This window comes from Paraburkholderia azotifigens (assembly GCF_007995085.1).
Taxonomy (GTDB): domain Bacteria; phylum Pseudomonadota; class Gammaproteobacteria; order Burkholderiales; family Burkholderiaceae; genus Paraburkholderia; species Paraburkholderia azotifigens.
The window spans coordinates 1,378,699-1,397,309 of sequence record NZ_VOQS01000003.1 but is presented as its reverse complement, the minus strand read 5'-3'; the positions used below and the strand labels follow the sequence as shown (position 1 = coordinate 1,397,309).

Annotated in this window: 16 protein-coding genes; 14 read left to right on the top strand and 2 right to left on the bottom strand. The window is 63.2% G+C overall.

Going from position 1 to position 18,611, the window contains the following annotated elements:
• Positions 1 to 9 precede the first annotated feature (9 nt).
• Positions 10 to 2,334, bottom strand: a complete 2,325-nt coding sequence (locus tag FRZ40_RS23550) for a putative bifunctional diguanylate cyclase/phosphodiesterase (RefSeq protein WP_240057259.1) — start codon at positions 2,332 to 2,334, stop codon at positions 10 to 12.
• Between the two features lie 633 nt (positions 2,335 to 2,967).
• Between FRZ40_RS23550 and FRZ40_RS23545 the strand changes: the two genes are divergently transcribed.
• The 5 genes from FRZ40_RS23545 (at position 2,968) to FRZ40_RS23525 (ending at position 8,220) form a co-directional block, all read left to right on the top strand.
• On the top strand, positions 2,968 to 4,989 hold the full coding sequence (locus tag FRZ40_RS23545; RefSeq protein WP_147235762.1) for an acyl CoA:acetate/3-ketoacid CoA transferase: 2,022 nt from the start codon (positions 2,968 to 2,970) through the stop codon (positions 4,987 to 4,989).
• Positions 4,990 to 5,081: 92 nt separating this feature from the next.
• The gene (locus FRZ40_RS23540; RefSeq protein ID WP_028369599.1) at positions 5,082 to 5,336 is read left to right on the top strand and encodes a DUF6723 family protein; all 255 of its coding nucleotides are present in this window, start codon (positions 5,082 to 5,084) and stop codon (positions 5,334 to 5,336) included.
• A gap of 102 nt (positions 5,337 to 5,438) precedes the next feature.
• On the top strand, positions 5,439 to 5,678 hold the full coding sequence (locus FRZ40_RS23535) for a DUF2442 domain-containing protein (protein ID WP_028369600.1): 240 nt from the start codon (positions 5,439 to 5,441) through the stop codon (positions 5,676 to 5,678).
• Positions 5,679 to 6,455: 777 nt separating this feature from the next.
• Entirely contained in the window at positions 6,456 to 6,923 is a 468-nt protein-coding gene (locus FRZ40_RS23530) for a DUF2844 domain-containing protein (protein WP_028369601.1), read from the top strand.
• A 16-nt stretch (positions 6,924 to 6,939) separates the two neighbouring features.
• Positions 6,940 to 8,220, top strand: coding sequence for a DUF3443 domain-containing protein (locus FRZ40_RS23525; protein WP_147235761.1), 1,281 nt, complete (start codon positions 6,940 to 6,942; stop codon positions 8,218 to 8,220).
• Positions 8,221 to 8,294: 74 nt separating this feature from the next.
• Here FRZ40_RS23525 and FRZ40_RS23520 read toward each other — a convergent pair whose 3' ends face one another.
• Positions 8,295 to 9,698, bottom strand: a complete 1,404-nt coding sequence (locus tag FRZ40_RS23520; protein WP_147235760.1) for a GntP family permease — start codon at positions 9,696 to 9,698, stop codon at positions 8,295 to 8,297.
• Positions 9,699 to 10,192: 494 nt separating this feature from the next.
• Here FRZ40_RS23520 and FRZ40_RS23515 point away from each other — a divergent pair, with 494 nt between their 5' ends.
• The 9 genes from FRZ40_RS23515 to FRZ40_RS23475 all read left to right on the top strand — a co-directional run bounded on the left by FRZ40_RS23515 (position 10,193) and on the right by FRZ40_RS23475 (position 18,540).
• Positions 10,193 to 11,650, top strand: coding sequence for a sigma-54 interaction domain-containing protein (locus FRZ40_RS23515; RefSeq protein ID WP_028369604.1), 1,458 nt, complete (start codon positions 10,193 to 10,195; stop codon positions 11,648 to 11,650).
• 86 nt (positions 11,651 to 11,736) lie between these two features.
• Complete coding sequence (locus tag FRZ40_RS23510) at positions 11,737 to 12,273, top strand: BON domain-containing protein (RefSeq protein ID WP_147235759.1); 537 nt, start codon at positions 11,737 to 11,739, stop codon at positions 12,271 to 12,273.
• 84 nt (positions 12,274 to 12,357) lie between these two features.
• The gene (locus tag FRZ40_RS23505) at positions 12,358 to 12,636 is read left to right on the top strand and encodes a hypothetical protein (RefSeq protein ID WP_147235758.1); all 279 of its coding nucleotides are present in this window, start codon (positions 12,358 to 12,360) and stop codon (positions 12,634 to 12,636) included.
• Positions 12,637 to 13,078: 442 nt separating this feature from the next.
• A complete protein-coding gene (locus FRZ40_RS23500; RefSeq protein ID WP_028369607.1) occupies positions 13,079 to 13,282 on the top strand; it encodes a hypothetical protein in 204 nt (67 codons plus the stop codon).
• A 45-nt stretch (positions 13,283 to 13,327) separates the two neighbouring features.
• A complete protein-coding gene (locus FRZ40_RS23495) occupies positions 13,328 to 14,527 on the top strand; it encodes a serine hydrolase domain-containing protein (protein ID WP_147235757.1) in 1,200 nt (399 codons plus the stop codon).
• Between the two features lie 124 nt (positions 14,528 to 14,651).
• Positions 14,652 to 14,942 carry an H-NS histone family protein gene (locus tag FRZ40_RS23490; RefSeq protein WP_028369609.1) on the top strand — a complete coding sequence of 97 codons (291 nt, stop codon included), beginning with the start codon at positions 14,652 to 14,654 and terminating at the stop codon, positions 14,940 to 14,942.
• Positions 14,943 to 15,499: 557 nt separating this feature from the next.
• Positions 15,500 to 16,018 (top strand): formaldehyde-activating enzyme, encoded by a 519-nt coding sequence (fae, locus tag FRZ40_RS23485; protein ID WP_147235756.1) that lies wholly within the window; start codon positions 15,500 to 15,502, stop codon positions 16,016 to 16,018.
• Between the two features lie 36 nt (positions 16,019 to 16,054).
• Complete coding sequence (locus FRZ40_RS23480; RefSeq protein ID WP_147235755.1) at positions 16,055 to 17,104, top strand: aldo/keto reductase; 1,050 nt, start codon at positions 16,055 to 16,057, stop codon at positions 17,102 to 17,104.
• Positions 17,101 to 18,540 carry an NAD-dependent succinate-semialdehyde dehydrogenase gene (locus FRZ40_RS23475; protein ID WP_147235754.1) on the top strand — a complete coding sequence of 480 codons (1,440 nt, stop codon included), beginning with the start codon at positions 17,101 to 17,103 and terminating at the stop codon, positions 18,538 to 18,540. Before FRZ40_RS23480 ends, FRZ40_RS23475 begins: the two co-directional genes overlap by 4 nt.
• The last annotated feature ends 71 nt before the right edge of the window (positions 18,541 to 18,611 follow it).

Sequence of the window (18,611 nt, the reverse complement as noted above, 5' to 3'; positions counted from 1 at the left end):
CAGCGCCCGTTACGACTGCGTCATCAGTCCTTCGGGCGCCTGCGGCTGGCTGAGCAGGTAGCCCTGCACGTAGTCGCAGTTCACCTGACGCAGGATGTCGAGTTGCGCCGTCTCCTCGACGCCTTCAGCGATCACCTTGATGCCCAGCTTGCGCGCGAGCCCGATGATGCCCTCGACGATAGTTTGCGTCGTCGGATCGTGTTCGATCTTCGACGTGAAATGCCGGTCGATCTTCAGCGTGTGCGGCTCGAAATCGGCGAGATACATCAGGCTCGAGTAGCCCGTGCCGAAATCGTCGATCGCGATGCGCACGCCGAGCCGCTTCAGCTCGACGATCGACTTCTGCGCCTGCTTCGGATTCTTCATCAGCGCGGTTTCCGTCAGTTCGATTTCGAGCTTGCCGGGCGGAATGCCGTATTGCTTGAGCGCGCGGTCCACCTCGCGCACGATCCGCTCGCTGCCCAGCTGCCGCGCCGACACGTTCACCGACACACCCAGATTCATCGCGCCCGCCTGCCGCCATGCGGCGAGCTGGCGCAGCGCGTGGTCGAGCACCCACACGCCGACGTCTTCGACGAAGCCCGTTTCTTCGAGCAGCGGAATGAAATCGCCGGGCGAAATCAGACCGCGCACGGGATGCTGCCAGCGGATCAGCGCTTCGGCGCTGTGCACCGCGAGCGAATGCGGCTCGTGAATGGTCTGGAAGTGCAGGAAGAACTGGTTCGTCGCGAGCGCTTCGGGCACGTCGCGTTCGAGCTCGAAGTCGCCAATGGTCCGCGCCGCTTCCTTGCCCGCGAACTGATAGCCGTTGCGGCCCGTCTTCTTCGCCGCGTACATCGCGACGTCGGCGCTCGACAGCAGCGCGTCGTGGCCGCTGCCGTGCTCCGGATACATCGAAATGCCGATCGACGCCGTGATGAACGCGCCCGCGCGATTTTCCAGGCGATTCTCCGACAGTCCGCCGAGCAGCGCCTTCGCCAGCGCTTCGAGCCCCGGCTGATCGACGACGCTGCCGATCAGCACCGCGAACTCGTCGCCGCCCAGCCGCGCGACATACGCGTCGTCGGGCAGCGATCGGCGGATGATGCCGCTGACATGGCGCAGCAGATGGTCCGCTGCGAGATGGCCGAGCGTATCGTTGAGCACCTTGAAGCGGTCGAGATCGACGAACATCAGGCCGAACGGCTTGCCCGCCGCACAGCGGTTTTCGATCTCGCGCAGCAGCGCGGCGCGGTTCGCGAGACCCGTGAGCGAATCGGTGTACGCGAGCCGGTCGAGTTCCGCGATGCGCTCCTGCTCGACCGTCACGTCCTCCGTGATTCCGACGATGCGCAGCACGTCGCCGTCGTCGCCGATCACCGGGTAGCCCGTGCTGCGCAGCCAGCGCACCGAGCCGTCGGCCTTGCGGATGCGGTACTGCACGCGGCCTTCCGTCGATTCGGCCACGATGCGCGCCATTTCGGCCTGCAGCGTGGCGCGGTCCTCCGGCACCACGAGTTCGCGCCAGGCATTCGGGTCGCGCATGAATTCTTCCGGCTCGATGCCGAACACATTCGACGAACCGGCCGTGATGTAATGGAAGTACTCGAAATTCGCGCTGTACGAGAAGAACACGAGCTGCACGTGCGCTTCCATCTCCGACATCAGCTCGCTTTTCGCGCGCAATTGTTGAAGCAGCTGCGTCTGGTTCGAGATATCGAGCGATGCGCAGATCACGGCGACAACCTTGCCGCCATGATCCTTCACGGGAATCAGCTGCGAATCCCACCACTTCGGCTGGCCCGTCGTCGTCGTGCAGCTGCCGCGAAACGACGCGGGCGTGCCGTTTAACGCGCTCGCGAATGCCGTCATCGCGGCATCGTGGTCGCCGTCTTTCCAGAAACTCAGCCAGTCCGCGCCCGCGAGCTGCACGGGCGACGACGCTTCCATCAGCGTCGCGCCATAGTCGTTGATGCGCAGCATGTGACCTTGCAGGTCGAGCAGCTTGAGGCAATCGCGGCTCGCGTCGAGGAACGAACTGGCGAGCGCCATCGCCGCGGCATGGCGTGCTTTCTGCGCGGCGAGTCGCTGACGTGTCGCGATCATCGCAATCGCGCCCACCGTCGCGCCGATTGCCACCTGCGCGCTGAACGGCGCGCTGACAGCGCCGCGCAACGCCATTTGCAGCGCGATGCCCGCCGTGCCCGTGCCGATCCCCGTGGCGACGCTGATCGCGAAGCCGACGGGTCCGACAGGGCGGCGGCTCGACCATGCGTCGAGCAGAAGCGAAAGAAAATGCTGGTCTTGCTGCGATGAATTCGCGGCGCGGCGGCGCAGTGCGCGGCGCCATTTCAAAGGAAGGCTCGTCGGCATACGCGGACTCGCCTCAGTTCGCGCGCAACGCTGCGCGATGGATATGCCGATACAGTGCGGCGTCTGCCGATGGCATGAGCACGCTCAAGCGCGCCGTGCATCGTGCGCGCATTGGATGGGGAAAAGTATTGCCTTTCATGGTGGCCAGCCGCTTCGGCGGTAATTATTGCTGCGCATGCGGACGGCGCTGCTCTCTGCGTTTACGGCGCGCCGCGATTTTTGTTTAGCCCGAGCGATTGTGCCTGTTTTCATCAGGTCGAACCATCTCGTCGTTGTCCGCGCAACGGCGCGCATGCGGAATGGGTTATACGAATGCGCGCCGCATCGTTTTAACAAATATTCGAAGCGCGATGGAAAAAGCTTTGCTTACCTAAGCTTTCGCTATTGCATGCAAAATGCAGCAGGAAAATAAGGGCGCATTGTTAAACGACCGCCGGTTCGACGAATTGGATTGCGTCCATGCTGATCGCCAATAAATGCTGACGCCGCTTTCGCGGCTTGCTAAATTGCGTGTTCAGGCACCGCAAAAAACCGCACAGGCCGTTGCGGGTTGCACCTTGCGCGTCGCAACCCATAGCGCGATGACGCTCGGACGGGCAGCAACCAGGAGACACCATGCGCGCCGTATTCCAATACCCGTTCCCTATTACCGAGCGCAAGGTCGGGCGCAACAAGGTCGTGAGCGCGCGCGCCGCAGTCGAGCTGATACGCGCGGGCGACACGATTGCGACGGGCGGTTTCGTCGGCGTCGGCTTTGCCGAAGAGGTAGCGATCGCGCTGGAGGAACGTTTCTTCGATGCGAACGCGGCGACCTCGGGCGGCCCGGGCGCGCTGGGGACGCCCGATGCATCGAACGCGCATCTCGATCTCACGCTCGTCTACGCGGCGGGGCAGGGCGACGGCAAATCGAAAGGGCTGAACCATCTCGCGCATGAAGGGCTCGTGCGCCGCGTGATCGGCGGACATTGGGGGTTGGTGCCGAAGCTGCAGCAACTCGCCATCGACGGGCGCATCGAGGCCTATAACCTGCCGCAAGGCGTGATCTCGCATCTGTTCCGCGATATCGCTGCGGGCAAACCGGGGCATCTGTCGACGATCGGCCTAGGCACGTTCGTCGATCCGCGGCACGGTGGTGGCAAGCTGAATAGCCGCACGACGGAAGATCTCGTCAGGCTGATGGAAATCGACGGCGGCGAGCATCTGTTCTACAAGACCTTTCCGATCGACGTCGCGATCATTCGCGGCACGACGGCCGATGCGAACGGCAACGTCACGATGGAGCGCGAGGCGCTCACGCTCGAAGCGCTCGCGATTGCGATGGCGGCGCGCAATTCGGGCGGTGTCGTGATCGTGCAGGTCGAACGGCTCGCCGATACGTACACGCTCAATCCGCGCGACGTGAAGATACCAGGCATCATGGTCGATTGCGTCGTGGTCGCGCGGCCCGAGCATCACTGGCAGACATTCGCCGAACCGTATTCGGCCGCGTTTGCGGGCGAGCTGCGCGTGCCCGCCAATTCGGTGCCGCCAATGGAGCTGACTGAGCGCAAGGTGATCGCGCGGCGCGCGGCGATGGAACTGATGGCGAACAGCGTCGTGAATCTGGGCATCGGCATGCCCGAAGGCATTGCGAATGTCGCGAACGAAGAGGGCGTGATCGATCTCTTCACGATGACGACGGAGCCGGGCGTGATCGGCGGCATTCCTGCGGGCGGGCTGAACTTCGGTGCGGCTACCAATACGCAGGCCATCATCGATCAGCCGTATCAGTTCGACTTTTACGACGGCGGCGGGCTCGACGTCGCGTTTCTCGGCCTCGCGCAGGCCGATCGTCAGGGCAATCTGAACGTCAGCAAATTCGGGCCGAAGCTCGCAGGCGCGGGCGGCTTCATCAACATCAGCCAGAGCGCGAAGCGCGTGGTGTTCGTCGGCACGTTCAACGCAGGCAATCTCGATGTTTCGATCGAAGACGGGCGCCTGAAGATCAATCGCGAAGGGGCGTGCCAGAAGTTCGTCGACGAAGTCGAGCATCGCACGTTCAGTGGCGAATACGCGGCGCGGCGCGGACAGCACGTGCTGTACATCACCGAGCGCTGCGTGTTCGCGCTTACGCCGCGCGGACTCGAACTGACGGAAGTGGCGCCCGGCGTCGACGTGCAGAACGATATCGTCGCGCAAATGGGCTTCACGCCGATCATCGATCAGCCGCCGCGACTGATGGACGAACGCATTTTCCGCGCGGCGCCGATGGGTTTGCGCACGTTGCTCCTGTGCTTGCCGCTGGAAGAGCGCTTCAATTACGACGCCGAGAAGAACATGTTCTTCGTCAACTTCGAAGGCTTTCAGGTTACGACGCAGGAACAGATCGACACCATCTGGCAAGAGGTCGAATCGCGTTTGTCGGGCGTGCGGATCAAACCGCAAGCGATCGTCAACTACGACAATTTTTCGATCAACCCGGAATTGATCGATATGTATTCGGCGATGGTGACGAAGCTCGTCAACCAGTTCTATTCAGGCGTGACGCGCTACACGACAAGCAGCTTCCTGCGGATGAAACTCGGCGACGCGCTCGAACGGCGCGACGTCGCAACGTACATCAACGAACGGCCGGGCGACGCATCCACGCACCGTTGAATGCGCCCGGTGTGCTTCGACATGAAGCGCACACAATGAGCGTGCGAAAATAGCGGTTTCCTCACGCCATTTCACGCATTCAAGAAGTCATCATGAGCAGGTTCATTCCCAGTGTGCCCGGCAAGAGCGAGGGCGATTTCGAAGTGAGCGCGGGCTCGAAGCTCGCGGGCTACCGGCGCTTTTTCGGCGTGCTGCGCGTCGTGCGCAAGACGGACGGGCGCCTGCTCTTTCCGTTCGACGGCGCGCCCGATCTCGGTCCGTACCCAACCAGGGAAGAAGCGCTCGCAGCGGCGCAGGTGTACGGCGAGCATATCGTCGAACACGATCTCGCGCGGCCCGAGCTGTAACGCATCCGCTGCCCACGGTTTTCTGTTCGGGCCCCGTGCATTGCGCTTGAAGCACGCAGCTGGCACGCCTATCGTTTGATTGGACCCCTGCGGGAGGCGATCATGCGTGCCGATGCCGTCGATGTGCATTTCGATAGTGCACACCTGTTTCTCGATCTGTCAGACGGCCGCGCCGTCGAATTTCCACTCAACTGGTTTCCCACGCTCGCCGCCGCGACCGAGTCGGAGCGCGAGCACTTCGCCATTTCGCTCGACAAGCAGCAACTGATCTGGCCTGAACTCGACGAGGACATGGATGTAATGGCCTTGATGATGTCGCTGCCGGAGTCGATGCGGCACTAGCGTCGCGATGTTTCGCTGATGTGTCGATGCACGAGACGGCGCGCCGTTCGCCGCGGCGCGTTGTTTTCGTTGGCTTGCTCGTCGCGCAAACGGAGACGGCCCTGCTGCATGCGTTAAAATAGCGGCTTGGTGCCAATCGGAGTTTATGTGCGATCTGTCGTTATTTATCTCACGCCTTCCCTGGACACCATGACGGAATCTGTATCGGCCTCTTCGGGCGCGCGCGATGTTGGCGCCGACCTGACTCGCAACGCGACGGCCGAACATGATCGGGGAAACATCGTCGTCGATTCCGCGAAGTACGATGGTCCGTCCGTTCAGGCTCTCTAACAAGAACAAATAAAGCGGCGCGCTTGCTCCAGGGCAGCGCGCCGTTGTTGTTTATGCGCCGTGCTCGAACATTTCTTTTGCACCTTCGAAAAGCGGATGAACTTCTTCACGTACCGCTACATCTCTCCGATCAAAGATTGATTTGATCTTTCTTGTTATTGCGGTTTGCTTTCGCATTGAAAGCGCGCCTTGAGCCGGGCGTGCGCGTGCCGCCGACGCAATTTGTTTTTCTCCTATTTCTCTTCAGTTTGAAGCGGTCATTCCGTTAACCGGAATTGTTCCCCGGCATGCTTGCATGTAGTTCGCTTCGAATAAATGCGAAAGGCATGCATGGAAATGGGAGCAAGGCCGTACCTTCCGAAAGGAAGCAAAAAGTCAAATCGCCCCGATTATTACGGGTGAACGGGGATTGGCTTCGATCAAAGAAAATATAAACCGAGGACTTTAATGAAGTTTCGTCTGCAATGCCTGTTGGCAGCAGTTGCATGCGCCAATTGCCTTTCCGCCAACGCGGCGCTTGGAACGTCTCCCACCTATACCGCGACAGTCAGGGCCAGCGCAACCCAGGCCGTCATGCGCATGAGCGCGACGGCCGTGCCCTACACCGTCAACGAAGCGACGCTGGCCGACGGCACACTGGTCCGCGAATACGTGGGGCAATCGGGGACCGTCTTTGCCGTGTCGTGGCACGGTCCGCACATGCCCGATCTCAGCGCGCTGCTCGGCAGCTACTTCGCGGGCTACCTCGAGACTGTGAATCAGCAGCATGCGCAACAGGGCAGCGCATTCGGGCCCGCGACGGTGCAGCGTTCGGATGTCGTGGTTCAGACGGGCGGCCACATGGGCTCGTACGTCGGACGTGCGTGGTTGCCGACGGGTCTTCCCGCAGGCATGAGCAGCGATGACATCCAGTAAGGCGAGGAGACCAGAAATGCGTGCATTGAAGTGGATTCTTGCCATCAGTGGCCTCTGTGTGGCGCTCGCTGGATGTGGCGGAGGCGGCGGTTCGTCGAATGCGTCGACCAGTTCGGCGACCACGACGCCCGCCGTCAGCACCGCCTTCGCCGACGCGACGGCAACGCCCGTAGCATCGGGATCGCCGAATACCGTGCCGATCACCGTGTCGTCGTTCAGCAGCGTGCGCAACTTCCCGATGGTGAGCGTGAAGGTGTGTGGACCGGGCTCGGGCGGCGTCGGAACGACCTGCTCGACTATCGACAACGTGCTCGTCGATACCGAATCGTTCGGTTTGCGCCTGTTTGCGTCAGTCATTCCGGGCAACACGTCTGCCGCATTGACGCGGGAGACGCAGGGCGGTCAGCCGGTTGCCGAGTGCGTGTCGTTCGGCTCGGGCAACACGTGGGGCACGGTTCAGAAGGCGGATCTGGTCATGTCGGGCGAACTTGCGTCGACCCTGCCGATCCAGGTGATTGCCGATCCTACGCTGGCAGCGACCATTCCCACGGGCACAAACGGGTGTCTGACGGGCGACGACATGTCGACGCCCTCGACGCTCGGCGCGAACGGCATACTTGGCATCGGCACGTCGCCGAACGATTGCGGCGTGGACTGCCAGAACTCTATCGTCGCGGGCGCTTACTACCTGTGCCCGAGCACGACCTGCTCGGTCGCGCAGGTGGCGGTGACGGATCAGGTGACCAACCCCGTCAGGAAGTTCCCGGTCGACAACAACGGCGTGATCGTCGAGATGTGGCAAGTGCCCGATACGGGTGCCGCGAAGGGCACGGGTACGCTCGTGTTCGGCATCGACACGCAGTCGAACAATGCGCTGGGCGGAACGGGCGCGACGATCTTGCCGACCAACATCTGGGGCGATATGGACGCGGTCTTCGAAGGACGCTCGTACTCGAAGACGGCATTCTTCGACTCGGGCTCTAGCGGCTTGTACTTCCAGAGCACGACGTTGAGCAAGGCATCGAACGGGTTCTATACGCCGGCCGCGCCGACGGGCCTGACGGCAGTCTTCACGGCGGCCAGTTCGGCGAAAGCGACCATCCAGTTCAACGTCAGCAACGGCGTGACGCTGCTCAACTCAGGCAACTATGCGTTCAACAATCTCGGCGTAGCGATGTTCAACGCGCTCGACATCGGCATGCCGTACTTCTACGGCCGTCATATGTACTGCGGCATTTCAGGTATGTCGGCGGCGGCAGGTGTCGTCGGCCCGTACGTTGCCTACACGTCAAGCTGAATGCGCAGTTGAAGGGGATCTTGCGGAACAAAAAAAGGGGCGCGCTGCGCCCCTTTTTGTTTGAGAACGACGGCTTAAACCAGGCCCGTCGCGTAGTACAGTCCGATCACGAAGAACACGGCCAGCGTCTTGATGATCGTCACCGCGAAGATGTCGCGATACGACTCGCGGTGCGTCAGACCCGTCACGGCCAGCAGCGTGATCACGGCGCCGTTGTGGGGCAGCGTATCCATGCCGCCGCTCGCCATCGCAACCACGCGATGCAGCACTTCCATCGGAATGTGCGCAGATTCCGCGCCCTTGATGAACAGATCCGACATCGCCGCGAGCGCGATGCTCATGCCGCCCGACGCGGAACCCGTGATACCCGCAAGCGAACTCACCGACACAGCCGCGTTCACGAGCGGATTCGGAATGCTCTTGAGCGCATCGCTCACGACGATGAAGCCGGGCAACGCCGCGATCACGCCGCCGAAGCCGTATTCCGAAGCGGTGTTCAGCGAAGCGAGCAGCGCGCCGCCGACAGCCGCCTTCGTGCCCGACGCAAAACGCTCCTTCACGCGACCGAAGGCGGTCAGGACGACGAGCAGAATGCCCAGCAGCAACGCGCCTTCCACCGACCAGATCGCGACGACAGCCTTGACCGTCGCCGTCACGGGCGCGCCGTGGTTGCCGGGCAGCACGTCAGGCGAGACGGTGTAGCTCGCGCCGTACCAGTCGGGAATCATGCGCGTCAGCACGAAGTTTGCAACGCCGACCAGAAGCAGCGGCGCGATTGCGAGCAGGGGATGCGGCAGCTTGTCGGTTTCGACGGTTTCCGGTTCGTTGATGAGCGACGTGCCGTAGCCTTCGCCCTTCGCCATCGCCGAGCGGCGGCGCCATTCGAGGAACGTCAGACCGACGACGATGATGAACAGCGAACCGGCGATACCCAGACCCGGCGCGGCCCAAGCCGTCGTCTTGAAGAACGTGGACGGAATGATGTTCTGGATCTGCGGCGTGCCCGGCAGCGAATCCATCGTGAAGGAGAACGCGCCCAGCGCGATCGCGCCCGGCATCAGGCGCTTCGGAATATTGCTCTGGCGATACAGCTCGGCCGCGAACGGATATACCGCGAACACCACCACGAACAGCGACACGCCGCCGTACGTCAGCAGCGCGCACACGGCGACGATCACCGCGTTCGCGCGCGCGCGGCCGATATAGCGGATCGCCGAATGCACGATCGATGCGGCGAAGCCCGACAGTTCGATCACCTTGCCGAACACGGCGCCGAGCAGGAACACAGGGAAGTAAAGCTTCACGAAGACGACCATCTTCTCCATGAAGATGCCCGAAAAGACGGGCGCGACGGCAGCGGGATCGACCAGCAGCACCGCACCGAGCGCGGCGATCGGCGCGACGAGAATCACGCTGTAGCCGCGATAGGCGGCGAACATCAGGAACGCCAGGGCGGCGAGGACGATGACAAAAGCCAATTGAGTCTCCAATACTTGGTTGTTCTACGTTGACGCGCGCGAGCGGGCCGCGGCGACCGGCGTCCGTTGATGCAGGTTCCGTGCCATGGCCGTCGCGCGGGTTTCTCCGGCCTGAGCAGCAGGGACGTCACGCTTCGATTCGAACGACAGTACAGAATAGTCTCAGAATCGAGACAAATTTGTGTCCGTCGAACTCGATGCGGCGAAGCATAACCCATTTGACGGGCTTGTTGCAGGTCTCGTCCGTGAGATAATCTGTCCACGAATTGAGACAATAAGCATCGAAACGATAATCGCGAGTGGGACCCGAGTAAGCGCTAAAGCGCCAACTCGGACCGACACCGCATGGGACGGGAGTAAGCGCTAAAGCGCCAACTCCCGTCGACCGCGAGTGGGACCTGAGTAAGCGCTAAAGCGCCAACTCGGGCCGACACCGCATGGGACGGGAGTAAGCGCTAAAGCGCCAACTCCCGTCGACAGGAGACAGCGTCAATATGAACGACTGGTCGGGCCTGCCCGCGACCTACAGCGACGTCCTGCGCCGCGCGATGGACTCGCTTTTCCGCACATTCGAAAACTTCAGCGAAGGCACCTTTATCGTCGACGCCGACGCGCGCGTCGTGTGGATCAACAAGCGCTACGCGGCCCGCTTCGGCTTTTCCGATCCGCAGCAGGCGATCGGCCGCGACTGCGAAGCGGTGATCCCGAACAGCCTGATGCGCGAAGTCGTGATGACGGGCAAGCCGATCCTGCTCGACGTACTCGAAACCGATCGCGAGCCGCTCGTCGTCACGCGTCTGCCGTTGAAAGACGACGCAGGCAAGACGGTCGGCGCCGTCGGCTTCGCGCTGTTCGACGAAATGAAGGCGCTCACGCCGCTTTTCTCGCACTACTCGCGCGTGCAGCAGGAACTCATCGCGACGCGCCAGTCGCTCGCGCAGGCGCGCCGCGCGAAGTACACGTTCGCGAGCTTCGTCGGCACGAGCGCGGCGAGCCTCGAGGTGAAGCGCCAGGCGCGGCGCGCGTCGCAAGTCGATTCGCCCGTGCTGCTGCTCGGCGAGACGGGCACGGGGAAGGAACTGCTCGCGCATGCGATCCACGGCGCGTCCGCGCGCTCAACCAAACCGCTCGTTACCGTGAACGTCGCCGCGATTCCCGACACGCTGCTCGAAGTCGAATTCTTCGGCGCGGCGGCGGGCGCCTATACGGGCGCGGACCGCAAGGGCCGGGTCGGCAAGTTCGAACTCGCGGACGGCGGCACGCTCTTTCTCGACGAGATCGGCGACATGCCGTTGCCGCTGCAAGGCAAGCTGTTGCGCGTGTTGCAGGATCGCGAATTCGAGCCGCTCGGCTCGAACCGCATCGTGCGCGCCGACGTGCGGATCATCGCGGCGACCTCGGCGGATTTGCCCGCGCTCGTCGCCGAAGGGCGCTTCCGTCCCGACCTGTTCTATCGGCTGAACGTGCTGACCATCCACGCACCGCCGCTGCGCGAACGGCAATCGGACATCGAAGCGCTGGCCTATACGATCCTCGAGGATCTGTCGACGCAGGTGCGCGGCGCTCATTTCGAACTCCAGGATGACGCGCTGCGCCTGCTGTGCTCGTACGGCTGGCCCGGCAATGTGCGCGAACTGCACAACACGCTGGAGCGCGCGGTGATGCTGTCGGACAGCGAGCGCATCGATGCGCGCGCGCTCGCGCCGTTCATTGGACCCGGGCGCGGTCAGGCCGTATTCGAAGCGCCCCCGCCCGTGCAGCACGCGGCGGCCAAAACATCGACGCAAACGCAGCCGCAGCAGTGGGCGGACGCGATGGCCGCATTCGAAAAGCGCTTTATCGACGACGCGCTGCGCGCGTGCGATGGACGCGTCACGGAAGCGGCGGCGCGCATCGGCATGGGACGTGCGACGCTCTACAAGAAGATCGCCGCGTACGGTATCGACGTGTGACCGCCGTGCGGCATGGGAGGCGCTGCGCTCGCCGCGCGCGCCGCGGAGCAGTACGATCGGCGAGCGAACCCGAAGGAGACGCGGCCATGACACGCTGGATCAATGCGATCGTGCTGTTCATTGCAAGCGCAGCTTGCATCACGCTGCATGCGCAAGAGGCGTCGTCGGTGGCTGGGCCGAACGAACGGCGCAACTGGTACAGCGATCCGTTTTTCACGCTCTCGCACGCACTCGCCGATTGTCCCGTCCCGCTCGGTCCGCTGATGACCCGCGCGCAGATGGAAGACGACGCGCACTATCGCGCGGAGCGCGGCACGACCTGCTGGCTCGCGCACAAATGCACGAAACCGAACTCGTATATGTACGACGCGGATATCGCCAACGCGATTCGTGCGCGCTTCACTGACCCGCATGCATTCGACGGCACGAGCGTGTGGATCACGGTGCAGCGCCGCTTCGTCTATGCGGAAGGCTGCGCGAACGCGTCGTTCGACAGGCACGCGTTGCAGCAGCAACTCGAAGCCATTCCCGACGTCGAGCAGGTGTTCGTGCGCATCGGTTCGAGCACACATGGACCGATGCCCTACAAGACGCTTGCGGAACCCGACAGGCAGCCTAAATAACGCGATACCACGCGATAAACGCAACGCAAGGCGGGCGTGGCACAATCGCGTTCGTCGAAAAAACAAAGGCCAACGGGGATTTCCATGAAACGCAGTCAAACATCCGCCGCACACGTTACGCACTGGGTTCGCGGCGCCTCGCTCGCCGCCGTTCTCGCGATGACGGGTGCGCTCGCCGCGTGCAGCAGCGCGCCGCCGCTCTTCTCGTCGGACGGCCGGCCCACGACGCTGGTGCAATGCCCGTCGGGCTCGGACAACTGCGAGCAGCAGGCGCAGGCAATGTGCGGCGGCGCGTTCGACACGATGCGCACGACCACCGAAAACGGCGTGCGCGGCCTCCTGTACGCCTGCCGCGGAAAATAAGCGGCACCGCGCCCACGGCATTCGCCATGCCGGACCGCGTTCGCGGCCGGCAACGCTCCGAAGCACCGCACGTCGCTTCGATAAATCCCACGCTGCATGTCGAGGTCGATGCAAACACATCGACCTGAACGTCCGCTTTCATTGCAGCATTCGCGCAGATCGGTTCATACGTCTGCCGATTTCTCCGTGTCATTGAATAACCGCTCCTGCCGGTTGCGCCGCACGTCGTAAGAGCGCTGCGCTGACGCATCGCGCGAGTCGCTTCCGTGCGGCGCCCAACGGAACGCGTCGATATCCTCGTATAGATTGTCCAGACGAGCAAATGCGAGACTTCATTCGCTTTCGGGAAGCGTGCAGCACACAACGACATTGAGAGAGCGGCAGTCGATTCCTGCGGCACACTTCGTGCTAACGGATGACGCCTTGCGAGGGACGACAGGCAATGAACCACGAGCAGATCGAGAAAGACATCGAACATCTGGAACACGTCATCTCGCGCATCTCTGCTGCCGACGGCATTCCGCTGTCATACTGGCGCGGCCGCATCGACTCGGTCTCGCTTGCTGCGCTCGTGCCGTCGCAGATCAGGCGCGTCCAGAAGCTCAGCGACGCGCTGCATGCGCTCGAAGTTCGCTACAAGCGTTGAGCGCCGCCGCCAGGCGCGCGCCCGCCTTGCCCACAGGGATGGTCTATGCATAGAGCAGGATTCTCGGCCGCGCGCCTCACACGATTGACCGATGCGATGCAGGGCTACATCGATCGCGGCGAAGTGGCCGGCGTCGTCACGCTCGCATGGCGCAACGGCGGGATTGGGTTGTTCGACGCGCGCGGCTGGCGCGATGAAGGCGAGCGTCTGCCGATGCAGCGCGACACGCTGTTCCGGATCGCGTCGATGACGAAGCCCGTGACGAGCGCCGCGATCATGATGCTCGCCGAAGAAGACCGGCTCACGCTCGATGCGCCCGTCGAGCAATGGTTGCCGGAGCTTTCCGCGCCGCGCGTATTGCGCGATCCGTCCGGTTCGCTCGAGAACACCGAGCCGGCGCGCACGCCCATCACCGTGCTCGATCTGCTCACGCACCGTGCGGGCTTCGCGTATCACTTCACATCGACGGGCCCGCTTGCGGGTGCGTATGCGTCGGTGTTCAACGGCTTCGAATCGGCCGACAAGCCCGACGCATGGCTTGCTCGCATCGCCACGCTGCCGCTGATGTTCCATCCCGGTTCGCGCTGGCACTACGGCATCGCAACCGACGTGCTTGGCATGCTCATCCATCGGATCAGCGGCCTCCCGCTCGGCGACTTTTTCCGCACGCGCATTTTCGAGCCGCTCGGCATGCGCGACACGGCGTTCGTCGTACCCGATGCGCAGCTTCCTCGCCTCGCCACCGCCTATGCGATCGATCCCGACACACGCCGGCGCGTGATCGAAGACCGTCCGCCCGCGAGCCGCTGGGCCAACCCGAAGCGCTTTCAGAGCGGCGGCGGCGGGCTCGTGTCGACGGCGGAGGATTATCTCCAGTTCGCGCGGCTGCTGCTCGGGCGCGGCCGTGTCGGCGACGTGCGTCTGCTGTCGCATCGTTCCGTCGACCTGATGCGCAGCAACTTTCTCGCGCGCGACCAGCGGCGCATGCCGTCGATCGGCCACGTGCAATGGTCGGGCCAGGGCTTCGGCCTGGGGCTTTCCATCGTCGACGATCCCGCGCAGCAATTGCCGCTCGGCTACCGGTCGGTGGGATCGTTCGGATGGCCAGGCGCCTTCGGCACGAGCTGGTTCGCCGATCCCGTCGAAAACCTGATCGGACAGATACTGATCCAGCGGAGATCCGTCGAGCCGTTCGACATGGCCGTCGATTTCGAGCGCCGTCTTTACGACGCGATCGACGATTGACCACCCTTTGATTGACGAAGCGCAGTGTTCGTGAACCTTTGACAGCACGGTACTGCTACACGACACTTTATAGGTCTGATACGGTCTCAGTTTGCCGTACAGCCTTCCAAGGAGACCTCGCCAGATGGCCACATACAGACAGCTGACCGCCCAGCTCGAAAAGCTCCAGAAAGAGATGGAACAGGCACGTGAACAGGAGGTGACACAGGCGATCGCTGACATCAAGCAGAAGATCGCCGATTACGGCATCACGGCCGAAGAGCTCGGATTCACGAGCAAAGCGCGCGCGCCGCGCAAGCCCGCGCTGCCGCCGAAATACCGCAACCCGAAGACGGGCGAAACCTGGAGCGGACGTGGCCGCGCGCCGGGCTGGCTTGCGGGTAAGAATCGCGAGAAGTTTCTGATCGAAGAATGAAGCCGGCTGCCTGCGCCCGTCGATCAGCGATGGGCGCGTTTGCGCTTCTTCCTGTTTCCGCTTGTCCCGTGAGTTCGCATAGTGAGTCATTCCGCACTCCGTAAGCGCACCGTTGCGGGAATCCCGAAAACTCTCACCTTTTCCTGGCGCTGACCTGTCACAGCGTTACGACGGGTTCGCCGCTTCCTGCTCGCGAATCGTCCTGCGATGCAACGGCGAGCGCTTTCTCCCGTCTGTGGATGTCCACTCGCGATCCTTATGTGACAAGGGTTTGCGGGCTTCGATATGAGGCCGCAACGTGCTTTCGCGCGTACGGCTAAACGCGTTTTGAGCCCATGTCTTGCGAACAGCGCGCCCTCGAAAAGCGGCGTCTCGCGTGACCGTCATTCCCCCTCCCGAAAACTCTCACCTCAACGTTCGTGCGTCCGTCAGCGATAACTCGGTGGAAACCCGGAGTTGAGTGCGCCTCATACCCCGGATCACAAAACATCGTTTCATCGTCCCGCTTTTCGGCCAGCACAATCAGCGCATCCAACTCGAACCCGATGGAACCTGACATGAGCGCAACTGAAAAGAACCTGTTTATCGGCGAAGGCTTCGAAGGCCCCGGCGTCAACCTCGCGCATATCAACGTGCTGGTCGGCCCGCGCAACGGCCCCGCTGGCCAGGCGTTCGCCACGGCACTGTCGACGCCGTCCGCGGGCCACGCACCGTTCGTCGTGATCGCGCGTCCGGGCGTGCCGACCAAGCCGCTGACGCTTTACGTGAACAAGGCGCAGATCGAAGGCGACTTCCACGGCAACGCGACGTGGGGCGCATCGCAGGCAGGCATCGCGAAGGCGGTCGCCGAGTCGCTCGAAAACGGCACGTTGCCGCCCGAAGCGGAAAACGACTGGGTCGTCGTGTCGGCGAACTGGGTCAACCCGAAGACCGACGACCTCGACGCCGTCTTCGAGAACAACTACCGCGCGTGCAAGAACGCGATTCTTGCGGCAATGAAGGGCCTGCCGCACAAGGAAGAAGTGTTCGCCGCCGCGCGCGAAGTATCGAACCCGTTCTATACGCCGAAGCGCTGAACCGCACCGAGCCGCACACAGAGATCTGGAGACATCATGGAATATGTTCGCCTCGGCCAGTCGGGCCTGAAGGTTTCGCGTCTGTGCCTCGGCACGATGAACATGGGCACGCCGCAATGGAAGCCGTGGATTTTCGATGAAGCGCAAAGCGAGCCGATCGTGCGTCACGCGCTCGAAGCCGGCGTCAACTTCATCGACCTCGCCGACTTCTACTCGACGGGCGTCGGCGAAGAAGTGGTCGGCCGCATCCTGAAGCGCCTCGCGCGCCGCGAGGAGATTGTCGTGACGACCAAGGTCGGCTACGACATGGGCGCTTACCAGAACGCAGGCGGCCATTCGCGCAAGCACATCATGGACGGCATTGACGGCTCGCTGAAGCGTCTGGAGATGGACTACGTCGATATCTTCATGCTGCATTTCTTCGACGTGAACACGCCCGTCGAGGAAACCATGGGCGCGATGAACGACATCGTGCGCGCGGGCAAGGCGCGCTACATCGGCGTGTCGACGATGTATACGTGGCAGTTCGCGAAGATCATGCAGGTCTGCGAGCGCAACGGCTGGCACAAGCCGATCAACATGCAGCTGCAGCTGAACCTCGCGTATCGCGAGGAAGAGCGCGAAATGATTCCATATTGCCAGGATCAGGGCGTGGGCGTGTCGGTGTTCAGCCCGCTCGCACGCGGCCTGCTGACGAGCGACGCGCAGTCCACTCGCAATCAGACCGACTTCTTCACCGCGCAGATGTACGGCGACGTGGCGTCGCGCGAGATTGCGGCATCGGTGGCGCGCGTCGCGGCGAAGCGCGGCGTGTCGGCGGCGCAGATTGCGCAGGCCTGGGTGCTCCAGCGCGAAGGCATCGCGAGCATGCTGGTCGGTGCGGATTCGCCCGCGCAGTTCGACAGTGCGCTCGCTGCGCTGAACACGAAGCTCGAAGCCGAAGAACTGCACGAACTGGAGCGCAACTACACGCCGTGCGATCTGATCAACGACTACACGGCGGGCAAGCGCATTGCGCGCGAAGCGCGTCCGGCGCAAGGCGTTTTCGCCGCTGAAAACGCGGGCAACCTGGGTAAGGCAGCATGAGCGAATTTCTCCGAACAGGCCATTACATCGACGGCGAGTGGTGCGACAGCGCGAATACGTACGCGGTTCGCAATCCGGCGACGGGCGAGGTGATCGCGAACGTCGCGATGGGCGGCGCGCAGGAAACGCAGCGGGCCATCGACGCCGCCGGGCGCGCGTTCCCCGCCTGGCGCGCGCTGACCGCGAAAGAGCGCGGCGCTCGCGTGAAGCGCTGGGGCGAGCTGATGCTCGAACATCGCGATGCCCTCGCCGAATTGCTGACGCGCGAGCAGGGCAAGCCGCTCGCCGAAGCGAAAGGCGAAGTCGGCTACGCGGCCAGCTTCTTCGAGTGGTTCGCTGAAGAAGCGAAGCGCAGCTACGGCGACGTGATTCCGAGCCCGAAGCCCGATTCGAAGATCATCGTCACGCGCGAACCTGTCGGCGTGGTCGCCGCGATCACGCCGTGGAATTTCCCGCTCGCGATGATCACGCGCAAGGCCGGCCCCGCACTCGCGGCCGGCTGCACGATGGTGCTCAAGCCTTCGGAAGAAACGCCGCTGTCCGCGTTCGCGCTGGCCGTGCTTGCGGAACGCGCGGGCATTCCGGCGGGCGTGTTCAACATCGTGTCGGGCGATGCCGTGGCGATCGGCGGCGTGCTGACGGAATCGGAAGTCGTGCGCAAGCTGTCGTTCACGGGCTCGACGCGCGTCGGCAAGCTGCTCGCGAAGCAGTCGGCGGATACGCTGAAGAAGCTGTCGCTGGAACTGGGCGGCAACGCGCCGTTCATCGTGTTCGACGACGCGGATATCGAGGCCGCCGTGCAGGGTGCGATGGCGTCGAAGTTCCGCAACACGGGGCAGACCTGCGTGTGCGTGAACCGCTTCTACGTGCAGGACGGCATCTACGATGCGTTTGCGCAGGCGCTGACGGAAGCCGTCAGGAAGATGCGCGTCGGCGATGCGCTGAAGGGCGAAGTCGAGCAAGGTCCGCTGATCAACGAAGCGGCGTTGACCAAAGTCGAAGCGCATGTCGCGGATGCATTGCATCACGGCGCCCGCGCGTTGACGGGCGGCAAGCGTCACGCGCTCGGCGGCACGTTCTACGAACCGACCGTGCTCGCCGATGCATCGCAATCGATGCTGATCGCCGAGGAAGAAACCTTCGGCCCCGTTGCAGCCTGCTTCCGCTTCAAGACGGAAGACGAAGCGATCAAGGCCGCGAACGACACGCCGTTCGGCCTGTCCGCGTACTTCTACACGCGCGACCTCGGGCGTGCATGGCGTGTCGCGGAGGCGCTGGAAAGCGGGATGGTCGGCGTCAACGAAGGCATCATCTCGACGGAAGTCGCGCCGTTCGGCGGCGTCAAGCAGTCGGGCCTCGGCCGGGAAGGCTCGAAGTACGGCATGGATGAATACGTCGAACTGAAGTACATGATGATGGGCGGCCTCGGCCGCTGATCGTCGGCGCTTCGTCCGCCACGCGCGGCGGATGGCAAGGGAGCACGCGTCCCGGCGCGCATCACGGGACG